Origin of the sequence: Mesorhizobium sp. M2E.F.Ca.ET.209.01.1.1 (genome assembly GCF_004010375.2) — a bacterium.
Taxonomy (GTDB): Bacteria; Pseudomonadota; Alphaproteobacteria; order Rhizobiales; family Rhizobiaceae; genus Mesorhizobium.
The window spans coordinates 327,387-343,210 of the sequence record NZ_SADP02000004.1 but is presented as its reverse complement, the minus strand read 5'-3'; the positions used below and the strand labels follow the sequence as shown (position 1 = coordinate 343,210).

The following is a 15,824-nucleotide window of genomic DNA, read 5'->3' as shown; positions in this document are numbered from 1 at the left end:
GCCAACTCACCACCGGTCACAGCCCGAGCGTCCAGCCGGCCGCTGTTTGAGGTTTCCTGTCTGACCGGAATGGTGCAACGAAGATGGTCGGCCGATGGGTCGCCTCGACGAAAGCGGCCGCGGCCCTCTCGGCAGCATCGGCTGAATGATCGACCCTGTCGAAGCGCTTTACCACGCGGTCATGAAGCAGCGACAGCCTTGCGGCCCGGTGGAGATCGGCGCGCTTCTCGCCGTGCATATCGAGGGGAGCGAACATAACCATCCCCACAAACGGCGACGCCGGGCGTTTGTTCCGATCGGCCCCGCCGGGGTGGCTTCACGGGCGCTTCCGCGATCGCGTAATTTCGCCGCCGCCCGCGAGGCCTATCTTTGCCTGGCGGCGGTGCCCATTCCGCCTTCGGCCGGTGCCTCAGCTACCCCAACGAAGCCCCACCCACTGGGGCGCCGGCCTCATCCCTTGCCCCCGTTCAACGTTTCCGAGGCCGCCAGGCGCTCGGCCTCAATCTCCAGTTCCACCAGCTTGGACTTGATCTCATGCGGCTCGGAATGTTCGAGCCCGACCACGTCGTTGCGCGTCTCACGCAGCGCAATGACGATCTCGTCGAGCTTGGCGTGGATGGCGGCGGTGTCCCGGTAGCCCTGGATGAGAACCACCCCGGTGATGATGATGGCCGCCACCGACAGGGCATAGGTCACCACGTTTGTAAGCCCGAACGGCACCAGCAGCGTGCAGGCCGCCATGGCGGCAAGCATCGCGTAGAAGCCTGGCGGACGCGACAGGAAATCCGCCGCGCGGAAGAGCAGGCGGTTCATCGGCCGCCTATCCGAGCAGCATGCCGGCTATCAGCACGGTGAGCAGCACCGATGCCGGCACGGCCAGGAGCCAGCGCGCCTCCAGAACACTGTTGCGATTGTCGTCCATGTTCGTTGCTCCTGTTGGCCGGCACTATGCCGCAAATTCACGTCGGCAAACGAAGCTGGGAAGCCTTCGTTCCCACGATCGGGCGACGGTCGCAAAGCGGTGTCGGACTGAGGTCGGACCGGCGCGCGAAGAGGGCTGGGCGCCGCAACCAAAGCCAGCGCTCCGCATTGGCACGCGCGCCGACTTCCGCGCGCCGCCGATAGGGAGCAGACATGAGCCTCGATAGACCGACAGACGATGTGGACGACCAACCATACGAGCCGGCGTTCTTCGCCAGCAAATACGGCCTGCCGCCTCGGCTCGCCAAAACGATGATCGAGGCCAACGGCCCCGGGCGGCGCGCCTGCGACGCCGCCGCCAAGACCTACCTGCGCTACATGGCGCTTCGGCGTCAGCGCGACAGCTGAGCCTCGCCGCCGGCTGGGCTTTTCCGTCTGCCGCAGTCCCATTGCGCAATGCAACCCGGGCCGGAACCAAAGCGGCGGGCGTCGGTTTATCCGGCGAAGGGATGAATTCAGGAATTAGGAATAGAGCAATGAAAACAGTGCTTCTTGCTGCCCTGGCGCTCTGTGTCGCCGCGCCCGCCGTCGCTTCCGCGGCGGAGGCCGATGTCGTCATCAGGACGCATCACAGGCATTACTATCATCACCGCCCGGCGGTCGTCATCAACGACGAGGGCCACCGTCTTCACCACCGCCACCACGGCACGATCGCCTTTTATGACAATGGCGAGCGCGGCTGGCGTCACCGCCATCACCGCCGCGACGACACGGTGGTCGTCACGGGTTCGATCGGCCACCGGCACCATCACCGTCCGGTCGTGGTCGAGAGCAACACCGACTATTGACGCAACGCGGCCGGGTTGTGCGCAACGAAGCACGGGCCGGCCGCGTTTGTTTGCCGATTTTATTTCCTCGCGCAGGCCTCCCGCGCCGCCGGATGATCGCAGTAGGGATGGTCGCTTCCTGATCTCGCCCTAGCGGCCTTGCGGGGAAGATAGCGCGTTGTGTCTTCAACGCCCCATTGGACTTCACCGCGACACAACCCCATATTTGGGCCATGGAGCTTTGAGCGTGAGCATCGCGCGGGTGGCCCTTTTCGCCGCTGCTCTTTTGGGCGCGGCCGCCGTTTCTGCCTTCTCCTCCGCCGGGAGCGGGAAGGTGGCGTTGAGCATCGCCGTTGACGGCGCCATCGGGCCGGCAAGCACCAGGCAACTCGAGGACGCGCTCGACACCGCCGCCAGGCGCGACGCCGCGGTCCTCATCCTTCAGCTCGATACGCCGGGCGGCCTTGTCACCTCGATGCGCGAGATGATCGCCGACATCCTGGCCTCGCCTGTGCCTGTCATCGGTTATGTCGCGCCCTCCGGCGGCCACGCGGCCAGCGCCGGCACCTACATCCTCTACGCCACCCACGTCGCGGCGATGGCGCCCGGCACCAATCTCGGCGCCGCGACGCCGGTCGAGCTCGGCGGCCTGCCGTCGCTTCCAGGCGGCGAGAAGGACAAGAACGAGAAGGACGGGGACCAGAAGGACGCAACCGGACAGCCGGCCGGCGACGCGATGATGGCCAAGGTGACCAATGACGCGGTGGCGCTCATCCGCTCGCTCGCCGAGATGCGCGGGCGCAACGGCGACTGGGGCGAGAAGGCGGTGCGCGAGGCGGCGAGCCTGTCGGCCAACGCCGCGCTGCAGGAACATGTCATCGACTTCGTCGCCCGCGACACCACCGAGCTTCTGCAGCTTGCCGACGGGCGCACCGTCGAGGTGGCCAGCAGGAAAGAGGTGCTGGCGACGAAGGGCCTGCCGGTCGAGACGCTGGAGCCCGGCTGGTTCATCCGGCTCCTGGCCGTCATCACCGACCCGAACACGGCCGTCATCCTTATGCTGGTCGGTGTCTACGGCATCGTCTTCGAGTTCACCAGCCCGGGCGCCGTGGCGCCGGGCGTCGTCGGCACCATCTGCCTGGTGCTCGGTCTCTACGCGCTGAACCTCCTGCCGATCAACTACACCGGTCTCGCCCTGATGATGCTCGGCGTCGCCTTCCTGATCGTCGAGGCCTTCAACCCAACCGTGGTGCTGGGGCTGGGCGGCGTCGCCGCCTTCCTGCTGGGCTCCGCCATGCTGCTCAAGGTCGAAGGGCCGGGCTTTGCCATGTCCTGGGCGGTCATCGGCCCGGCCGCCGCGCTGACGCTCGGCCTGGCCTTGCTCACCGGCACCTATGTCTGGGCGGCGCGCAGGAACCCGCCGCGCGTCGGCGGCGAGGCCATGCGCGGCCTTCCCGTCGAGATCCTCGACTGGCAGGGCGGCGAGGGGCATGTGCTGGCTTTGGGCGAGCGCTGGCGGGCGAGGGCAGGCGAGCCCATGCAGCCCGGCGACCGTGTCGAGGTGACCGGTGTCAGCGACCTCGTGCTGACGGTGCGGCGTCGCGATGCAGGCAACAACGGAGCAATAAAATGATGGTCGGTTACGTGGCCTATCTCATCATTGCGGTGGCCGCGATCATTTTCCTGGCGGCGGCAATCCGCATCCTCAGGGAATATGAGCGGGGCGTGGTCTTCACGCTCGGCCGCTTCACCGGGGTCAAGGGTCCCGGCCTGATCATCCTCGTCCCCTTCGTCCAGCAGATGGTGCGGGTCGACCTGCGCGTGGTGGTGCAGGATGTGCCGCCGCAGGATGTCATCTCGCGCGACAATGTCTCGGTCAAGGTCAACGCCGTGCTCTATTTCCGCATCGTCGACGCCGAGCGGGCGATCATCCAGGTCGAGGATTTCATGGCCGCCACCAACCAGCTGGCGCAGACCACGCTGCGCTCGGTGCTCGGCAAGCATGAGCTCGACGAGATGCTGGCCGAGCGCGACAAGCTCAACAGCGACATCCAGGAGATACTCGACCAGCGCACCGATGCCTGGGGCATCAAGGTTTCCAACGTCGAGATCAAGCATGTCGACCTCAATGAGAGCATGATCCGCGCCATCGCCAAGCAGGCCGAAGCCGAGCGGCTGCGCCGCGCCAAGGTGATCAACGCCGACGGCGAGCAGCAGGCGGCGGCGAAGCTGGTCGAGGCCGGCCGCATGCTGGCAACCGAGCCGCAGGCCATGCAGTTGCGCTATTTCGAGGCCCTGCACGACATCGCCGGCGAGCGTTCGTCGACGGTGGTGTTCCCCCTGCCGGTGGAACTGCTCGGGCAGTTCATGAAGGCGCAAGGCAAGTGAGGCACTGAGCCTGCTCCTTCCCATGGTGTGGGCGAGGGGCTTCGCCAAAGGAGGAGCCGAGTTCGCGACGCAACCGGGGAACCACCTTGGGTGGCGGCCTTAACCCGGAAACAACTTTTCAAGTGCTTTTAATGGCCCGATCGGAGATGGGTATCGGCGCCATGTGGCAACATCTTACGGCAAATCTCGCTGCGGTGGCGCTGTTCGTATCCGGCTGGAACTACGTGCAGCCCTGGCTCGAGGGCCGCTCGCAAAGAGTCAGGCTGCTCGTCTTCGGCTGCATCATGGGCTGGGGCGCGCTGGCCTCCATGCTGTTGACCGTCGAGGTTAAGCCGGGCGTCCTGCTGGATCTCAGGACGTCGCTGGTTGCGACGGCCGGCCTGTTCGCCGGCATGCCGGGCGCATTGGTGGCCACCGCTTTTCCGCTGGGATACCGCATCGCGATCGGCGGCCACGGCCTGACCGCCGGCCTGATCGGCATTGCGGTGGCATTCGCCGCCGGCGTTCTTGCCAACCGCCTCATCGGGCGCCGCCAGACGCGCGCCTGGCAAGTGCTCGTGTTTGCGGTTTGTGTTGGCCTGTCTGGGCTTGTGCCCGTATCGATCCTGCCGCAGACGGCCGCGCCCGATATCGATGTCCATCTCGTGCTGCCGCTCATCGCGCTCAATATCGCGGCAACCGCCGTGGCCGGCCTCGTCGTGCTGCACACACAGCTTGTCACCAAGGAGCGCGATCTGCTGCGCGCGGCGGTCGCCCAGGCGCCGGACTTCTACTATGTCAAGAACGCGCGCGGCCAGTTCGTTGCCGTGAACCAGACGGTCGCCGCCTACAATGGCTATGACCACCCCGTGCAGATGACGGGCAAGACCGACTTCGACATAGCCGACGCCGCTCGCGCCCGCATCCTTTCCGGGTTGGAGCAGAGGATGCTGAAATCGGGCGAGGGGATCGCCGGCTTCGAGGAACAGATTCCGGACCTGAAGGGTAATCTTCGCTGGTTCTCGACCTCCAAGACACCTTTGCGCGATGTCGACGGCAACGTCATCGGCCTTGTTGGCGTCACACGCGACATCACGGCCCAGAAGCAACTCGAACAGACGCTGCTGGAGGCCAAGAACCAGCTCTCCTATGCGCTGTCCGAGATGTCGGACGGCCTTGCCATGTTCGATGCCGAGGGGGTTCTGGTCTTCTGCAACGAGCAATACCGCGAGCTGTTTCCGCTGACCGGCGACCTGCGCGTTCCCGGCACAAGGCTGCGCGACATCCTGGAAGCCGTGACCGTGACCGGCGAGCAGGTGGGCATCCCCAAGGGCCACGAGCGGGAATGGATAGACAGCGTCGTGGGCGCGCTCCACACCCCCGGCGAGCAGCAGATCAAGCTGTTCGACGGCCACTGGCTGATGCTGAGGACGAGACCCACCCAGGCCGGCCTGGCGCTGGTGGTCGTCTCCGACATCACCGAGATCAAGAGCACCGAGGGAGAGCTCACCACGCTCAGCAACCAGCTGGCGCAGCTCGCCAACACCGATCCGCTGCTGGGTGTCGGCAATCGGCGCGCTTTCGATCAGGCGCTGGCCGGGGTGGTTGCGGATACCAGCCAGTCCGAGCGGGAGGTCGCGCTGCTGCTGATCGATGTCGATTCGTTCAAGGCCTATAACGACCGTTACGGACACCTTGCCGGAGACGAATGCCTGCGCCAGATCGCCGACTGCCTGCGACAGCGCACCCGCGCCGGCGATTTCGTGGCGCGCTATGGCGGCGAGGAATTTGCCGTCATCCTGCCGGATACGTCGGCGGCCGGCGCCATGCGTGTCGCCGACAATCTGCGGGCCGCGGTGCGCGAGCGGGCGCTGGAACATGATCGCAGCGCGCGCAAGGTCGTCACCATCAGCGTCGGTGTCGCCATCAGCGGCCCGACCGCCCGCCACGACCCGACCAGCATGATCCTGCAGGCGGACAAGGCTCTCTACGCCGCCAAGGCAGGCGGGCGCGACGCCACGCGACTGGCCGAGCCGGACGCCGGCTTCCAACCCATTCCGCTTCCGCGCAAGGCGTGATCAGCGCGGCGGGAAAGGCATCGGAACAAGCGGGTGCTTGCGGCCAGGCGTCAATCCGCCTCGCCGCCCGAACCCTTGCCGCACTCGGCCAGCACCTTGCCGATCGCGGCACCTGAACCTTTCAGCGGAAACGTCGCCTCGCCATACTTGTCCGCGCTGACCGTCACGTCGCCCTTGCCGCGCAGCAGCGAAAGCAACGGGTCGGCAGGGCCGGAAAGTTCGGTGGTGAAGTTATTGTACATCGCCTCCAGCTCGAGCTTCTTCGTCAGGCTCTTGGCTCCGGCCTTGAAGGTGAAGGAGCCGCTGATGCCAGGCTCCAGCTGCCCGCCCGCGGCGCCGAGGTCGTAGCTCAGCACCGGCTTGCCGAAACAGGCGAGCATCAGATGCGCATCGCCCTTCGGCCCACCGCAGACCGAGGCCATCATCACGCTGCCGCCCTCGTCCTCTTCCATCTTGGCGGACCAGGAGCAGGACGCGGCATGGGCGGGCAGCGTGGTGAGCAACGCCAGGATGAGTGTTGCCAGCCCTCGTTTCATGATCGCTCCCCCTCGTGATGCGGTGATCATACAGAGATTGGCGAAAACGGGCGAGCGCGCAATCTCCCACGAGGATGTCCGGCAGGACAGCAGTGCGTGAAGGAAGCCGACCTTTCGCTTTGCGCTCACCGGGCCTTGGCCGGCTGGAACAATTCCACCAGATTGCCGGAAGGATCGACCAGCAGGATTTGCGAGCCGCCCGGCCCGGTCACGATTTCATTGCGGAAGCTGAGGCCCGCCGCCCGCAGCCGCGCAACCTCCGCCGCAATATCCTCGACGATCAGGTGGATGCGGTTCCAGCCGCCTGGGCCTGGCCGCTCGCCGTCGGGCATTGGCCTGCCCGCTGAACTGGTCGGACCGCTGAGGAGCAACCGAAGCGCTCCCCTCGTGACATCCGCGAAGGCCGGCGCATGGTTCGAAAGCTGCGTGAAGCCCAGGTGCTTCGTGTACCAGGCCAGGGCCTCATCGACATCGTTGACCATGTATCGGACATTCACAGTCGTGGACATTAGCCTTGCCTTTTGCGTGAGCGAGCAGTCGGTTTAGTCGGCCTACCGCCAGGCCGCCTCATTTTTCTGCTCATAGTCCCTGAATGCCTTGATCAGGCCGCCCAGGACTTCCGCCGACGTTTCGAACATCGCCTTCAACTGGGGCTCATCGACCTTCGTGATGTCTTCCCGGAGGTGGTCCTGAATCTCCTGGAATGCTTTCTGCATTTTCTGCGTGTGGTGCCGCGGATCGCGGTCGGCTGCGCTTGCCATTGTCCGTCTCCATTCGTGGAGTGCTTTGTTGCAAACGCGCGCGCAGAGGGCGGGTTCCGGCACCAGGCATTGTCAGCGCCGGCGGGCGCGCCAGCTATTGAGCGAAGCCGACCGCCGTGGAATTGCAAGGAGCAGGGCAATGACCGACGACGAAGCCGCGATCCGACAAGTGGTCGAGACATGGATGGAAGCGAGCCGCAGGGGCGATCTGGAGGCCGTGCTCGACCTGATGACGGACGACGTCGTCTTCATGGTTCCCGGCAAGGAGCCGTTCGGCAAGCAAGCCTTCGCCGCCGCTTTCAAAGGCATGGGCAAGACAAAGGTCGACGGCGCGAGCGAGATCGTCGAGCTCAAGCTTCTCGGCGACTGGGCCTATATCCGCAACCATATCGACATGACCGCGATGCCGCCAGGCGGCGAGCCGGTGCGGCGGTCCGGCTATACGCTGACGCTGTTGAGGAAGGAAAGCGATGGGCGCTGGCGACTGGCGCGGGATGCGAACTTGCTGGCCGGGTAGCGCGCCGCGGTCCTCACCGCCGCCAGGGCGGCTCCGGCGAAAATCGCTTGCCGATCCAGTCGGCGAAGGCGCGGGTCTTGGCGGCCTGGCCCCTGGCGGAGGGCATGACGACATAGACCGCGCCCTCGTCGGCCAGCGTCCAGTCCTCAAGGATCGGCACCAGCCGGCCGCTGGCGAGCTCGCGTCCGACCAGCCAGTCCGTGCTCATCATCAGGCCGACGCCCTGCACGGCGGCCTCGACCAGCACCTCGGCGTCGTCGCTGGTGAGCGGTCCCGAAACCTCGACGCGCACGCGCCGGCCCTCGCGGTCGGTCATCTCCCAGGCCGGAAAGGTCTGAAAGCCGGTGAAGCCGAGGCAGGAATGCTCGAGCAGCGCCTGCGGCGTTTCCGGCCGGCCCCTTCGAGCGAGGTAGGAAGGGGCGGCGCAGAGCAGCCGGCGCCGCGTCGCCACCTTGCGCGCCACCAGGCGCGAATCCTCCAGGCTTCCCAGCCGCACGGCAACGTCGAAATTCTCGGCGACGAGATCGGCGAAACGGTTGGAGAATTCGGCCTCGATGCGCAGGTCCGGGAATTCGGCGAGGAACTGCGGCAGGAACGGGGCTATCCACATGCGCCCGAACGTGCCGGGCAGCGCCAGCCTGAGCAGCCCGCGCGGCCGGCCGCCGGCATGCGCGGAGGCGGCGGCTTCGGCCTCGTCGACAGAGGCGAGGATGGCGCGCACGCGCACCAGGAATTCCGCGCCCGCCTCGGTCAGCGACACGCTGCGCGTCGTGCGGTGGAGCAGCCGCACCCCCAGCCGCTCTTCCAGCGATTGCAGCCGGCGCGACAGGATGGTCGCGTCGCGCCCGACCCGCGCTGCCGCCCTGGTGAAGGAGCGCGCCTCGGCGACGGCCGCGAAGGCGGCCATTTCGGCAAGGGCGGCGGGTTCGTGGGATTGCTGCATGATTTGCAATACTCAAATGCAGAGACCGAGGATTATCGAGACATAGCGCAGCAGATAGGTTCACTCAACCGTCAATCGGCCCCACGGAGTGAACCCATGAAAGCCATCGAACTCACCCAGCCCAGGCTCGACGCCTTCCGCGCCGCCAGCGTCGCCACGCCCGAACCGCAGCGCGGCGAGGTGCTGATCCGCCAGCGCGCGGCGAGCCTGAATTTCGTCGACGTCGCCGTGGCGAGCGGCAATTATCCCGGCCCGGTTTTTCCGCTCATACCCGTCGCCGACGGCGCCGGAGAGATCGTCGCGCTCGGCGAGGGCGTGACGAGGTTTGCCCTTGGCGACCGCGTCGTCGCCCATGCCAAGCCGCGCTGGATCGGCGGCCGGCCGCGTCCATACGAGATGACGCAGATGCGCGGCATCTCGCTGCCCGGATCGCTCGCCGAATATGTCGCGCTGCCTGCCAATTCGGTCGTGCCGGTGCCGGCGCATCTCTCCTTCGAGGCGGCCTCGACGTTGCCCATCGCCGGCACCACCGCCTGGAACGCGCTCCGCGCCGCCGATGTCGGACCGGGCTCCGTCGTCGTGCTGCTCGGCACCGGCGGCGTCTCGATCTTCACGCTTCAGCTTGCCAAGGCCGCCGGCGCCACCGTGATCATCACATCGTCCTCGGATGAGAAGCTGGAGCGGGCCAAGGCGCTCGGCGCCGATCACCTCATCAACTACCGCTCGACGCCGGACTGGGACGGCAAGGTGCTGGAATTGACCGATGGCCTCGGCGCCGACCTCATCGTCGAGACCGCCGGCGCGGCCACCTTCGCGCGCGCCGTCAATGCCACCGCGCCCGGCGGCACGCTGTTCACCATCGGCTTCGTCACCGGCGCCGAGGCGAGCGTTAACCTGTTGCCGATCATCATCAAGGCGCTGAAGGTGCTGGGCAACAACACCGGATCGGTCTCCGACCTCAAAGACGCCGCCCGCGCCATCGGCGCCGCCCGGATCGAGCCGGTCGTCGACAAGGTGTTCTCACAGAACGAGGCCACCGAAGCCTACACCCACATGGCAGCCGGCGGCCTGCATTTCGGGAAATTGGTGTTCGGGCTGGATTGGTAGGAAGGGCACAGTCGGAGATTGGCGAAAGCGGCCGAGCGAATGATCTCCCCCCTTTGTGGGGGAGATGTCCGGCAGGACAGAGGGGGCGCTGTCCCGGCGACGCTTTCAAGGCTTGGGTTCCTCGCCCCCGCCAAAGGCGGGGGGTCCGAAGGACGGGCGAGACCCGTGGCTCGCCCCGGAACGGTGTCCGCGAAGCGGACGGAGAGGGGGCCTTCGTAGGGCGCTCCCCCTCTCCGTCTCGGCTTCGCCGAGCCACCTCTCCCCCATTTCATGGCGGCGAGGAACCTTGATCTCGGGACCTCAGATCAGCTTCTCCAGCGTGATCGGCAGATCCCGCACCCGTTTCCCCGTCGCGTGGAACACCGCGTTGGCGATCGCCGGCGCGATGCCCACGATCGCCAGTTCCCCAACCCCCTTGCCGCCGAGCGCCGAGGAATGCGGGTCGGGGATGCCGACCGAGATCGTCTGGATATCGGGAATGTCGGCATTGGTCGGCAGCATGTAATCGGCGAAATTGCCGTTGACGATGCGGCCGTGGCGGCGGTCGACGATGCCTTCCTCGAGCAGCGCCTGGCCGATGCCCATGATGATGCCGCCCTTCCACTGGCTTTCGGCCAGCTTGGGGTTGTAGAGCCGGCCCGAATCGAGCGCCGACACCACGCGCGACACGCGCACCGTGCCGAAATCCTCGTCGACGCGAACCTCGACGAAGTGCGCGCACCAGGAATAGCGCGAATAGTCGCCATCGGTGTGCGGGATCGACATGGCGATGGTGGTGTAGTTCTTGTAGCGCTCCTCCGCCGTCGTGCTGGCCGGCAGCGTATCTGCCTTGGCTTCGATCTGGTCGCGGCCGATCGCCGCCATGAACTCGGCGATCGACAGCTCCGGTCCTTCGCCGCGCGGCGAGGCGATGCGGCCATCCCGCACTTGCAGTGTGTTTGCCTGCAGCGCCTGGAAGGGCGAGCGCGGGTCGGAAAGCGCCAGCCCGATGAGCTCGTCCAGCGCCTGGCCGGCCGCCTTGTAGACGGCGCCGGTCATGACGCCGGCCAGCCGCGACCCGCCGGTGACACCGGCGCGGGCGAAGTGGGAGTCGCCGAGCTTCACGGAGACCCGCTCCACCGGCACGCCGAGCGTCTCGGCCGCCGTCTGCGCCAGGATCGTGTAGGTGCCCTGGCCCATGTCGATGGAGGAGCTTTCGACCTCGACCGAACCGTCGGCGAGGATCTTGACCACCGCCTCGCCATGCGCGCGCCGCACCGGATAGGTGCCGGCCGCCACGCCCCAGCCGATGAGCTGATGGCCGTCCCGCATCGAGCGTGGCTCAGGCGGGCGTTTCGCCCAGCCGAAGGCTTCCGCTCCTGCTGCAAAGGCCTCGCGCAGCTGCCTGGTCGACCACGCCTTCTTCGTATGCGGATCCTGTTCGGCATAATTGATCAGCCGCATCTCCAGCGGATCGATGCCGAGCTCATATGCCAGCTCGTCTATGGCGCATTCGATGCCGAAAGCGCTCGGGTTCTCGCCCGGCGCGCGTTTTGCCCCCGGCACCACCGTGTTGACCCGCACCACATTCTGCCTCGAGGAGAAATTCGGCGTGGCATACATGATCGAGGTGACGGAGCCGAGCGGCTCGACCCACATGCCGTCGACCGCCGTCTCGTTGACGCCGCGATGCACGATCGACTGGATCCTGCCATCCCTGTCGGCGCCGATCGCCACCGTCTGCCGCGTCGCCGCGCGGCCGCCATAGGACGTGAAATTCTGCGGCCGGTTGAGCACCAGCTTCACCGGCCGTCCGAGCATCTTGGCGGCGGCCGCCGCCACCGCACTGTGCGCCAGCGCCAGCGCCTTCGAGCCGAAGCCGCCGCCGATATAGGGCGAGACCAGCCGCACATTCTCGAACGGCACGCCGAACCACTCGGCATAGGTGCGCGCCATCCCGTCGAGCCATTGGCTGGGCTCCCAGATGGTCAGCTCGTCACCCTCCCAGCGCGCGATCAGCCCATGCGGCTCCATCGCCGCCTGGAATTCGCGCGGCGTGTTGTAGGCCGCGCAGATGCGCACCGGGGCGGCGGCGAAGGCGGCCTGCGCGTCGCCCCATTCCTTGGTCATGGCGTCGATCGGGATGCCGTCGCCGGCCTTGCCGTCGCTGAGGTCGACGATGGCCGGCGTCTCGTCATACCAGACCTTGAGCAGCGCCGCGGCGGCCACCGCCTGCTCGAAGGTCTCGGCCACCACCGCCGCGATATGCTGGCCCGAATAGGTGACCTCGCGGGCGAGAGGGTTATAGGTCTGCTGCGACGGCGGGTTGCCCAGCCAGTCCGACGCGCCCTTCAGTTCCATGATGGTGTCGGGTGTGAGCACCGCGAGCACGCCGGGCGCGGTCTCGGCAGCGCGGCTGTCGATGGCCGAGACCTTGCCGGCGGCGATGGTCGCGCCGACCAGCACGGCATGCACCAGCCCTTCGAGCTGCTGCTCGAAGGCATACTTTGCCGCGCCGGTGATCTTGGCCGGACCGTCGACGCGCGACAGGCGTCCGCCCACCGCTTCGAGGCGCGCGCTGTCGGACGCTGCGTGTTTCATGTCATGAACGGTCATGCCGTCTCTCCCAATTTGAGGATGGCGCGCGCGATCACGCGCGGCGCCAATGCGATCTTGTAGTGGTTGGCGCCATGGTCGACGGCGCCCTCCATGGCGAGCTCGCTCGCCTTGCGGATCGTGACTTCGGAAAGCGCCTTGCCCTTCAGCGCGTCCTCGACGGCGCGCACCCGCCACGGCTTCGTCGCGACGCCGCCAAGCGCCACGCGGATGTCGCGGACGGTACGGCCGTCCGCTTCGAGCTCCAGCCCGACGGCGGCGCTGGCCGCGGCGAATTCATAGGACTCGCGGTCGCGCACCTTGATGTAGGTCGAGCGCCTGGCGGCGGCCGAGCCGGGGATTTCGATCGCCGTGATCACCTCGCCGGGATGGATGTCGTGCTCGCGCTCGGCCGTGGCGCCGGGGGCGAGGAAGAAATCCTCGATCTTGAGCTTGCGCTGGCCGAGATCGACCTCGGCGTCGAAGGCGACGAGCGCCACCGCCAGATCGCCCGGATAGGTAGCGATGCAGGCCTCGCTCACGCCAAGCACGGCATGGCCGCGCGTCACGCCGCCGATCGCCGAACAGCCGCTGCCGGGCGCGCGCTTGTTGCAGGCCGGGAAGTTCTGCGGATCGCGGAAATAGGGGCAGCGCGTGCGCTGCATCAGATTGCCGCCGATGGTCGCCATGTTGCGCAATTGCGCCGAAGCGGCCTGCCACAGCGCTTCCGAGACGGCCGGGAAGAGGCTCTTCACGCGCGGGTTGTCGGCGACATGGCTCATCCTGGCCAGCGCGCCGATGACGGCGCGGTCGGCGGTCACGTCGATGGCGTTGAGCCCATCGATATGGCTGATGTCGATCACGGTCGAAGGTTCGGCGACGCCGCATTTGGCGAGGTCGATCAGCGTCGTGCCGCCGGCAAGCAGCATCGCGCCGGGAAGGGCGGCCGCGTTGCGGGCGGCCTCGATATTGTCGGCGCGGAAGTAGGAAAAATCTCTCATGAGCGCAGCTCCTGTGCGGCCTGGCGGACGGCGGCGACGATGTTCGGATAGGCGCCGCAGCGGCAAAGATTGCCGGCCATATATTCGCGGATTTCCTCGTCGGAGCCGGCATGCCCCTCACGGATGCAGGCCACCGCCGACATGATCTGTCCCGGCGTGCAATAGCCGCACTGGAAGGCGTCCTGCTCGAGGAAAGCGGCCTGCACGGCGTTGAGCGTGCCGTCCTCGGCGGCGAGCCCCTCGATGGTGGTGATCTCGCGGCCTTCGACCTGCGCTGCCAGTGTCAGGCAGGCAAGCACCCTTTGGCCGTCGACATGCACGGTGCAGGCGCCGCACTGGCCCTGGTCGCAGCCTTTCTTGGTGCCGGTGAGGTTCAGCCGGTCGCGCAGCGCGTCGAGCAGCGTGACGCGCGGCTCGATCTCCAGCGCATGGTCGCGGCCGTTGATGGCGAGATGGATGGAAAGCGTGGTGGGACTGATGGTGACTTGGTCATTCATGGGGCGTCGGGCTCCAATTGCTGGACGCTTGAGCGGATGGAAATGGGGCTTGGGGGGTGGGGGGCAAGGCGTGGAAGCTGCTAATCTCCCCCCTTGTGGGGGAGATGCCCGGCAGGGCAGAGGGGGGCGCGAAGGAACGAGGCATTTGAACGACAAGGTTCCTCGCCCCCATGAAATGGGGGAGAGGTGGCTCGGCGAAGCCGAGACGGAGAGGGGGCTGCGCCCTACGAAATCCCCCTCTCCGTCCGCTTCGCGGCCACCTCTCCCCCGCCTTCAGCGGGGGCGAGGAACCCAAGCTTCGCGACGCTGGCGGGACAGCACCCCCCTCTGGCCTGCCGGCCATCTCCCCCGCAAGGGGGGAGATCAGCAGTTCCGGCGCCCCACTCCACCAACCAGGGTGCGCTTTCCGTCCTTGATCTGGTGACATAACGCTTCCCCTGGTTATATGATAAAAGCACTCCACTAAAGCGGAGGTGCCTCCGTTTATCTAACTGGGGTCTGGCCAGCCGTGGTTCAACCCCCCATATTGCGGTGGTGGAGAAAAAAGTGCCCGACCAGGAAATGACCGCTGAAGCGCCGCGCGATGCGCCGGCGCCAAAGCCGCTGCGCGCCGATGCGCAACGCAACCGCGACAGGCTGGTCGAAGTGGCGGCGCAAATGTTTGCCAGCGACGGCGTCGATGCCTCGCTGGAGGAGATCGCCAAGCGGGCAGGGGTCGGCATCGGCACGCTCTACCGCCATTTTCCGACGCGCGAGCATCTGGTCGAGGTGGTCTACCGCCGCGAGGTGGAAGGCCTCTGCCACGCCGCCGAGGACCTCGCCCGCGAGCATCCGGCCGATGTGGCGCTGGAACTCTGGATGCAGCGCTTCGTCGACTACATCGCCACCAAGCGCGGCCTCGCCACCAGCCTGCGCCTGCTGCTCACCGCCAATTCCACGCTGTTCTCCGACACATCGGGGCGCGTCTCGGGCGCCATGCGAAGCCTGGTCCAGGCCGCCGCCGCCGCGGGAAAGATCCGCGCCGACGTCGACTCTTCCGATGTCATGCATGCGCTGGGCGGCATCTACTCCGCGCCCAACACGCCCGACTGGCGCGAGCGCTCAGGACGGCTGGTGAAGCTCCTGATGGATGGGCTGAGGTTCGGGGCGACCGGTTAGGCGCATGGGCGAAGGTGGAGGCGAAGTCCGATCCTCGCCGAAGCGGGGAGATTGCCGGTAGGGGAGGTTTCGCCGGCATGCGGCGAGCAGTCCGGACCGAGTGCCTGTTAGTTGGGATCGCCCGACCTGGCGCCCCCGTGAGACCCGCCGCCATAGTTGTCGCCGCCGCCGGAGCGGCCGAAATTGAGGCTGCGAGGGCGGGGGTGGAAGGGCTTGCCTCCCGCTCCATTGCCCCAGGTCGATCCGCCAGAATTGCCCGGACTTGATCCGCCCGATTTGGCGATCGCTGCGGAGCTGAGGCTTGTACCGAGGAGAAGTGTTATGGACGGCGGGGTCACCGCCGCGAAGCGCCCAGCCTTCTTGAGAAAATCGCGGCGCGCCTCTAATTCTGAAACCAGACTGTCGGGCTCCCGCTCTGAGCGCTTTCTGCTTTCGGTTTCCATGTTAATACACCCCACATTCGCCGAATTTACTTTAGTATTTTTCATATAGGGCACGAGTTCTCCAAAAGGCTTAGGTTTCGGGTAAGAATTTGAG

18 protein-coding genes are annotated in these 15,824 nt (G+C 66.7%); 8 read left to right on the top strand and 10 right to left on the bottom strand.

From position 1 onward, the window contains the following. Nucleotides 1-16 precede the first annotated feature (16 nt). The gene (locus EN852_RS10775) at nt 17-256 is read right to left on the bottom strand and encodes a hypothetical protein (RefSeq protein ID WP_127865217.1); all 240 of its coding nucleotides are present in this window, start codon (nt 254-256) and stop codon (nt 17-19) included. 194 nt (nt 257-450) lie between these two features. Next, nucleotides 451-813: a low affinity iron permease family protein gene (locus EN852_RS10770; protein ID WP_127865218.1), complete on the bottom strand. Its 363-nt coding sequence runs from the start codon at nt 811-813 to the stop codon at nt 451-453. A gap of 321 nt (nt 814-1,134) precedes the next feature. On the opposite strand from EN852_RS10770, the gene EN852_RS10765 reads away from it, so the two are divergent. The 5 genes from EN852_RS10765 to EN852_RS10745 all read left to right on the top strand — a co-directional run bounded on the left by EN852_RS10765 (nt 1,135) and on the right by EN852_RS10745 (nt 6,193). Further along, nucleotides 1,135-1,329, top strand: a complete 195-nt coding sequence (locus tag EN852_RS10765; RefSeq protein WP_127865219.1) for a hypothetical protein — start codon at nt 1,135-1,137, stop codon at nt 1,327-1,329. Between the two features lie 128 nt (nt 1,330-1,457). Continuing rightward, nucleotides 1,458-1,769, top strand: coding sequence for a hypothetical protein (locus tag EN852_RS10760; protein WP_127865220.1), 312 nt, complete (start codon nt 1,458-1,460; stop codon nt 1,767-1,769). 226 nt (nt 1,770-1,995) lie between these two features. Continuing rightward, entirely contained in the window at nt 1,996-3,381 is a 1,386-nt protein-coding gene (locus tag EN852_RS10755) for a nodulation protein NfeD (RefSeq protein WP_127865221.1), read from the top strand. Next, a complete protein-coding gene (locus EN852_RS10750; RefSeq protein ID WP_127865222.1) occupies nt 3,378-4,136 on the top strand; it encodes a slipin family protein in 759 nt (252 codons plus the stop codon). The genes EN852_RS10755 and EN852_RS10750 overlap by 4 nt, the downstream gene beginning before the upstream one ends. A 161-nt stretch (nt 4,137-4,297) precedes the next feature. After that, nucleotides 4,298-6,193 carry a diguanylate cyclase gene (locus EN852_RS10745; protein WP_189545826.1) on the top strand — a complete coding sequence of 632 codons (1,896 nt, stop codon included), beginning with the start codon at nt 4,298-4,300 and terminating at the stop codon, nt 6,191-6,193. A gap of 50 nt (nt 6,194-6,243) precedes the next feature. On the opposite strand, the gene EN852_RS10740 is transcribed toward EN852_RS10745, so the two are convergent. The 3 genes from EN852_RS10740 to EN852_RS10730 all read right to left on the bottom strand — a co-directional run bounded on the left by EN852_RS10740 (nt 6,244) and on the right by EN852_RS10730 (nt 7,490). Then, nucleotides 6,244-6,729, bottom strand: a complete 486-nt coding sequence (locus tag EN852_RS10740) for a hypothetical protein (protein WP_246694231.1) — start codon at nt 6,727-6,729, stop codon at nt 6,244-6,246. Between the two features lie 125 nt (nt 6,730-6,854). Beyond that, nucleotides 6,855-7,238, bottom strand: a complete 384-nt coding sequence (locus EN852_RS10735) for a VOC family protein (protein WP_127875060.1) — start codon at nt 7,236-7,238, stop codon at nt 6,855-6,857. Nucleotides 7,239-7,280: 42 nt separating this feature from the next. Next, on the bottom strand, nt 7,281-7,490 hold the full coding sequence (locus tag EN852_RS10730) for a hypothetical protein (RefSeq protein WP_040980578.1): 210 nt from the start codon (nt 7,488-7,490) through the stop codon (nt 7,281-7,283). Between the two features lie 139 nt (nt 7,491-7,629). Here EN852_RS10730 and EN852_RS10725 point away from each other — a divergent pair, with 139 nt between their 5' ends. Beyond that, entirely contained in the window at nt 7,630-8,007 is a 378-nt protein-coding gene (locus EN852_RS10725; protein WP_127875061.1) for an SgcJ/EcaC family oxidoreductase, read from the top strand. 13 nt (nt 8,008-8,020) lie between these two features. On the opposite strand, the gene EN852_RS10720 is transcribed toward EN852_RS10725, so the two are convergent. Further along, entirely contained in the window at nt 8,021-8,950 is a 930-nt protein-coding gene (locus tag EN852_RS10720; RefSeq protein ID WP_127875062.1) for a LysR family transcriptional regulator, read from the bottom strand. 96 nt (nt 8,951-9,046) lie between these two features. Here EN852_RS10720 and EN852_RS10715 point away from each other — a divergent pair, with 96 nt between their 5' ends. Further along, a complete protein-coding gene (locus EN852_RS10715) occupies nt 9,047-10,057 on the top strand; it encodes an NAD(P)-dependent alcohol dehydrogenase (protein WP_127875063.1) in 1,011 nt (336 codons plus the stop codon). A 300-nt stretch (nt 10,058-10,357) separates the two neighbouring features. On the opposite strand, the gene EN852_RS10710 is transcribed toward EN852_RS10715, so the two are convergent. The 3 genes from EN852_RS10710 to EN852_RS10700 are packed head-to-tail and all read right to left on the bottom strand — an operon-like array spanning nt 10,358 to nt 14,129. Continuing rightward, entirely contained in the window at nt 10,358-12,652 is a 2,295-nt protein-coding gene (locus tag EN852_RS10710; RefSeq protein ID WP_127875064.1) for a xanthine dehydrogenase family protein molybdopterin-binding subunit, read from the bottom strand. Beyond that, a complete protein-coding gene (locus EN852_RS10705; protein WP_127875065.1) occupies nt 12,649-13,632 on the bottom strand; it encodes a xanthine dehydrogenase family protein subunit M in 984 nt (327 codons plus the stop codon). Before EN852_RS10705 ends, EN852_RS10710 begins: the two co-directional genes overlap by 4 nt. After that, entirely contained in the window at nt 13,629-14,129 is a 501-nt protein-coding gene (locus EN852_RS10700; RefSeq protein ID WP_189545818.1) for a (2Fe-2S)-binding protein, read from the bottom strand. The genes EN852_RS10705 and EN852_RS10700 overlap by 4 nt, the downstream gene beginning before the upstream one ends. Before the next feature lie 561 nt (nt 14,130-14,690). Here EN852_RS10700 and EN852_RS10690 point away from each other — a divergent pair. Next, the gene (locus EN852_RS10690; RefSeq protein WP_127875329.1) at nt 14,691-15,287 is read left to right on the top strand and encodes a TetR/AcrR family transcriptional regulator; all 597 of its coding nucleotides are present in this window, start codon (nt 14,691-14,693) and stop codon (nt 15,285-15,287) included. A 107-nt stretch (nt 15,288-15,394) separates the two neighbouring features. Here EN852_RS10690 and EN852_RS42240 read toward each other — a convergent pair whose 3' ends face one another. Continuing rightward, entirely contained in the window at nt 15,395-15,730 is a 336-nt protein-coding gene (locus tag EN852_RS42240; protein WP_127865230.1) for a hypothetical protein, read from the bottom strand. Between the last annotated feature and the right edge of the window lie 94 nt (nt 15,731-15,824).

Excerpts from the sequence above, each read along its gene's own strand:
- EN852_RS10775 (WP_127865217.1), bottom strand. The coding sequence starts at position 256 with ATGTTCGCTCCCCTCGATATGCACGGCGAGAAGCGCGCCGATCTCCAC.
- EN852_RS10770 (WP_127865218.1), bottom strand. The coding sequence starts at position 813 with ATGAACCGCCTGCTCTTCCGCGCGGCGGATTTCCTGTCGCGTCCGCCA.
- EN852_RS10765 (WP_127865219.1), top strand. The coding sequence starts at position 1,135 with ATGAGCCTCGATAGACCGACAGACGATGTGGACGACCAACCATACGAG.
- EN852_RS10760 (WP_127865220.1), top strand. The coding sequence starts at position 1,458 with ATGAAAACAGTGCTTCTTGCTGCCCTGGCGCTCTGTGTCGCCGCGCCC.
- EN852_RS10750 (WP_127865222.1), top strand. The coding sequence starts at position 3,378 with ATGATGGTCGGTTACGTGGCCTATCTCATCATTGCGGTGGCCGCGATC.
- EN852_RS10745 (WP_189545826.1), top strand. The coding sequence starts at position 4,298 with ATGTGGCAACATCTTACGGCAAATCTCGCTGCGGTGGCGCTGTTCGTA.
- EN852_RS10740 (WP_246694231.1), bottom strand. The coding sequence starts at position 6,729 with ATGAAACGAGGGCTGGCAACACTCATCCTGGCGTTGCTCACCACGCTG.
- EN852_RS10735 (WP_127875060.1), bottom strand. The coding sequence starts at position 7,238 with ATGTCCACGACTGTGAATGTCCGATACATGGTCAACGATGTCGATGAG.
- EN852_RS10730 (WP_040980578.1), bottom strand. The coding sequence starts at position 7,490 with ATGGCAAGCGCAGCCGACCGCGATCCGCGGCACCACACGCAGAAAATG.
- EN852_RS10725 (WP_127875061.1), top strand. The coding sequence starts at position 7,630 with ATGACCGACGACGAAGCCGCGATCCGACAAGTGGTCGAGACATGGATG.
- EN852_RS10720 (WP_127875062.1), bottom strand. The coding sequence starts at position 8,950 with ATGCAGCAATCCCACGAACCCGCCGCCCTTGCCGAAATGGCCGCCTTC.
- EN852_RS10715 (WP_127875063.1), top strand. The coding sequence starts at position 9,047 with ATGAAAGCCATCGAACTCACCCAGCCCAGGCTCGACGCCTTCCGCGCC.
- EN852_RS10710 (WP_127875064.1), bottom strand. The coding sequence starts at position 12,652 with ATGACCGTTCATGACATGAAACACGCAGCGTCCGACAGCGCGCGCCTC.
- EN852_RS10705 (WP_127875065.1), bottom strand. The coding sequence starts at position 13,632 with ATGAGAGATTTTTCCTACTTCCGCGCCGACAATATCGAGGCCGCCCGC.
- EN852_RS10700 (WP_189545818.1), bottom strand. The coding sequence starts at position 14,129 with ATGAATGACCAAGTCACCATCAGTCCCACCACGCTTTCCATCCATCTC.
- EN852_RS10690 (WP_127875329.1), top strand. The coding sequence starts at position 14,691 with ATGACCGCTGAAGCGCCGCGCGATGCGCCGGCGCCAAAGCCGCTGCGC.
- EN852_RS42240 (WP_127865230.1), bottom strand. The coding sequence starts at position 15,730 with ATGGAAACCGAAAGCAGAAAGCGCTCAGAGCGGGAGCCCGACAGTCTG.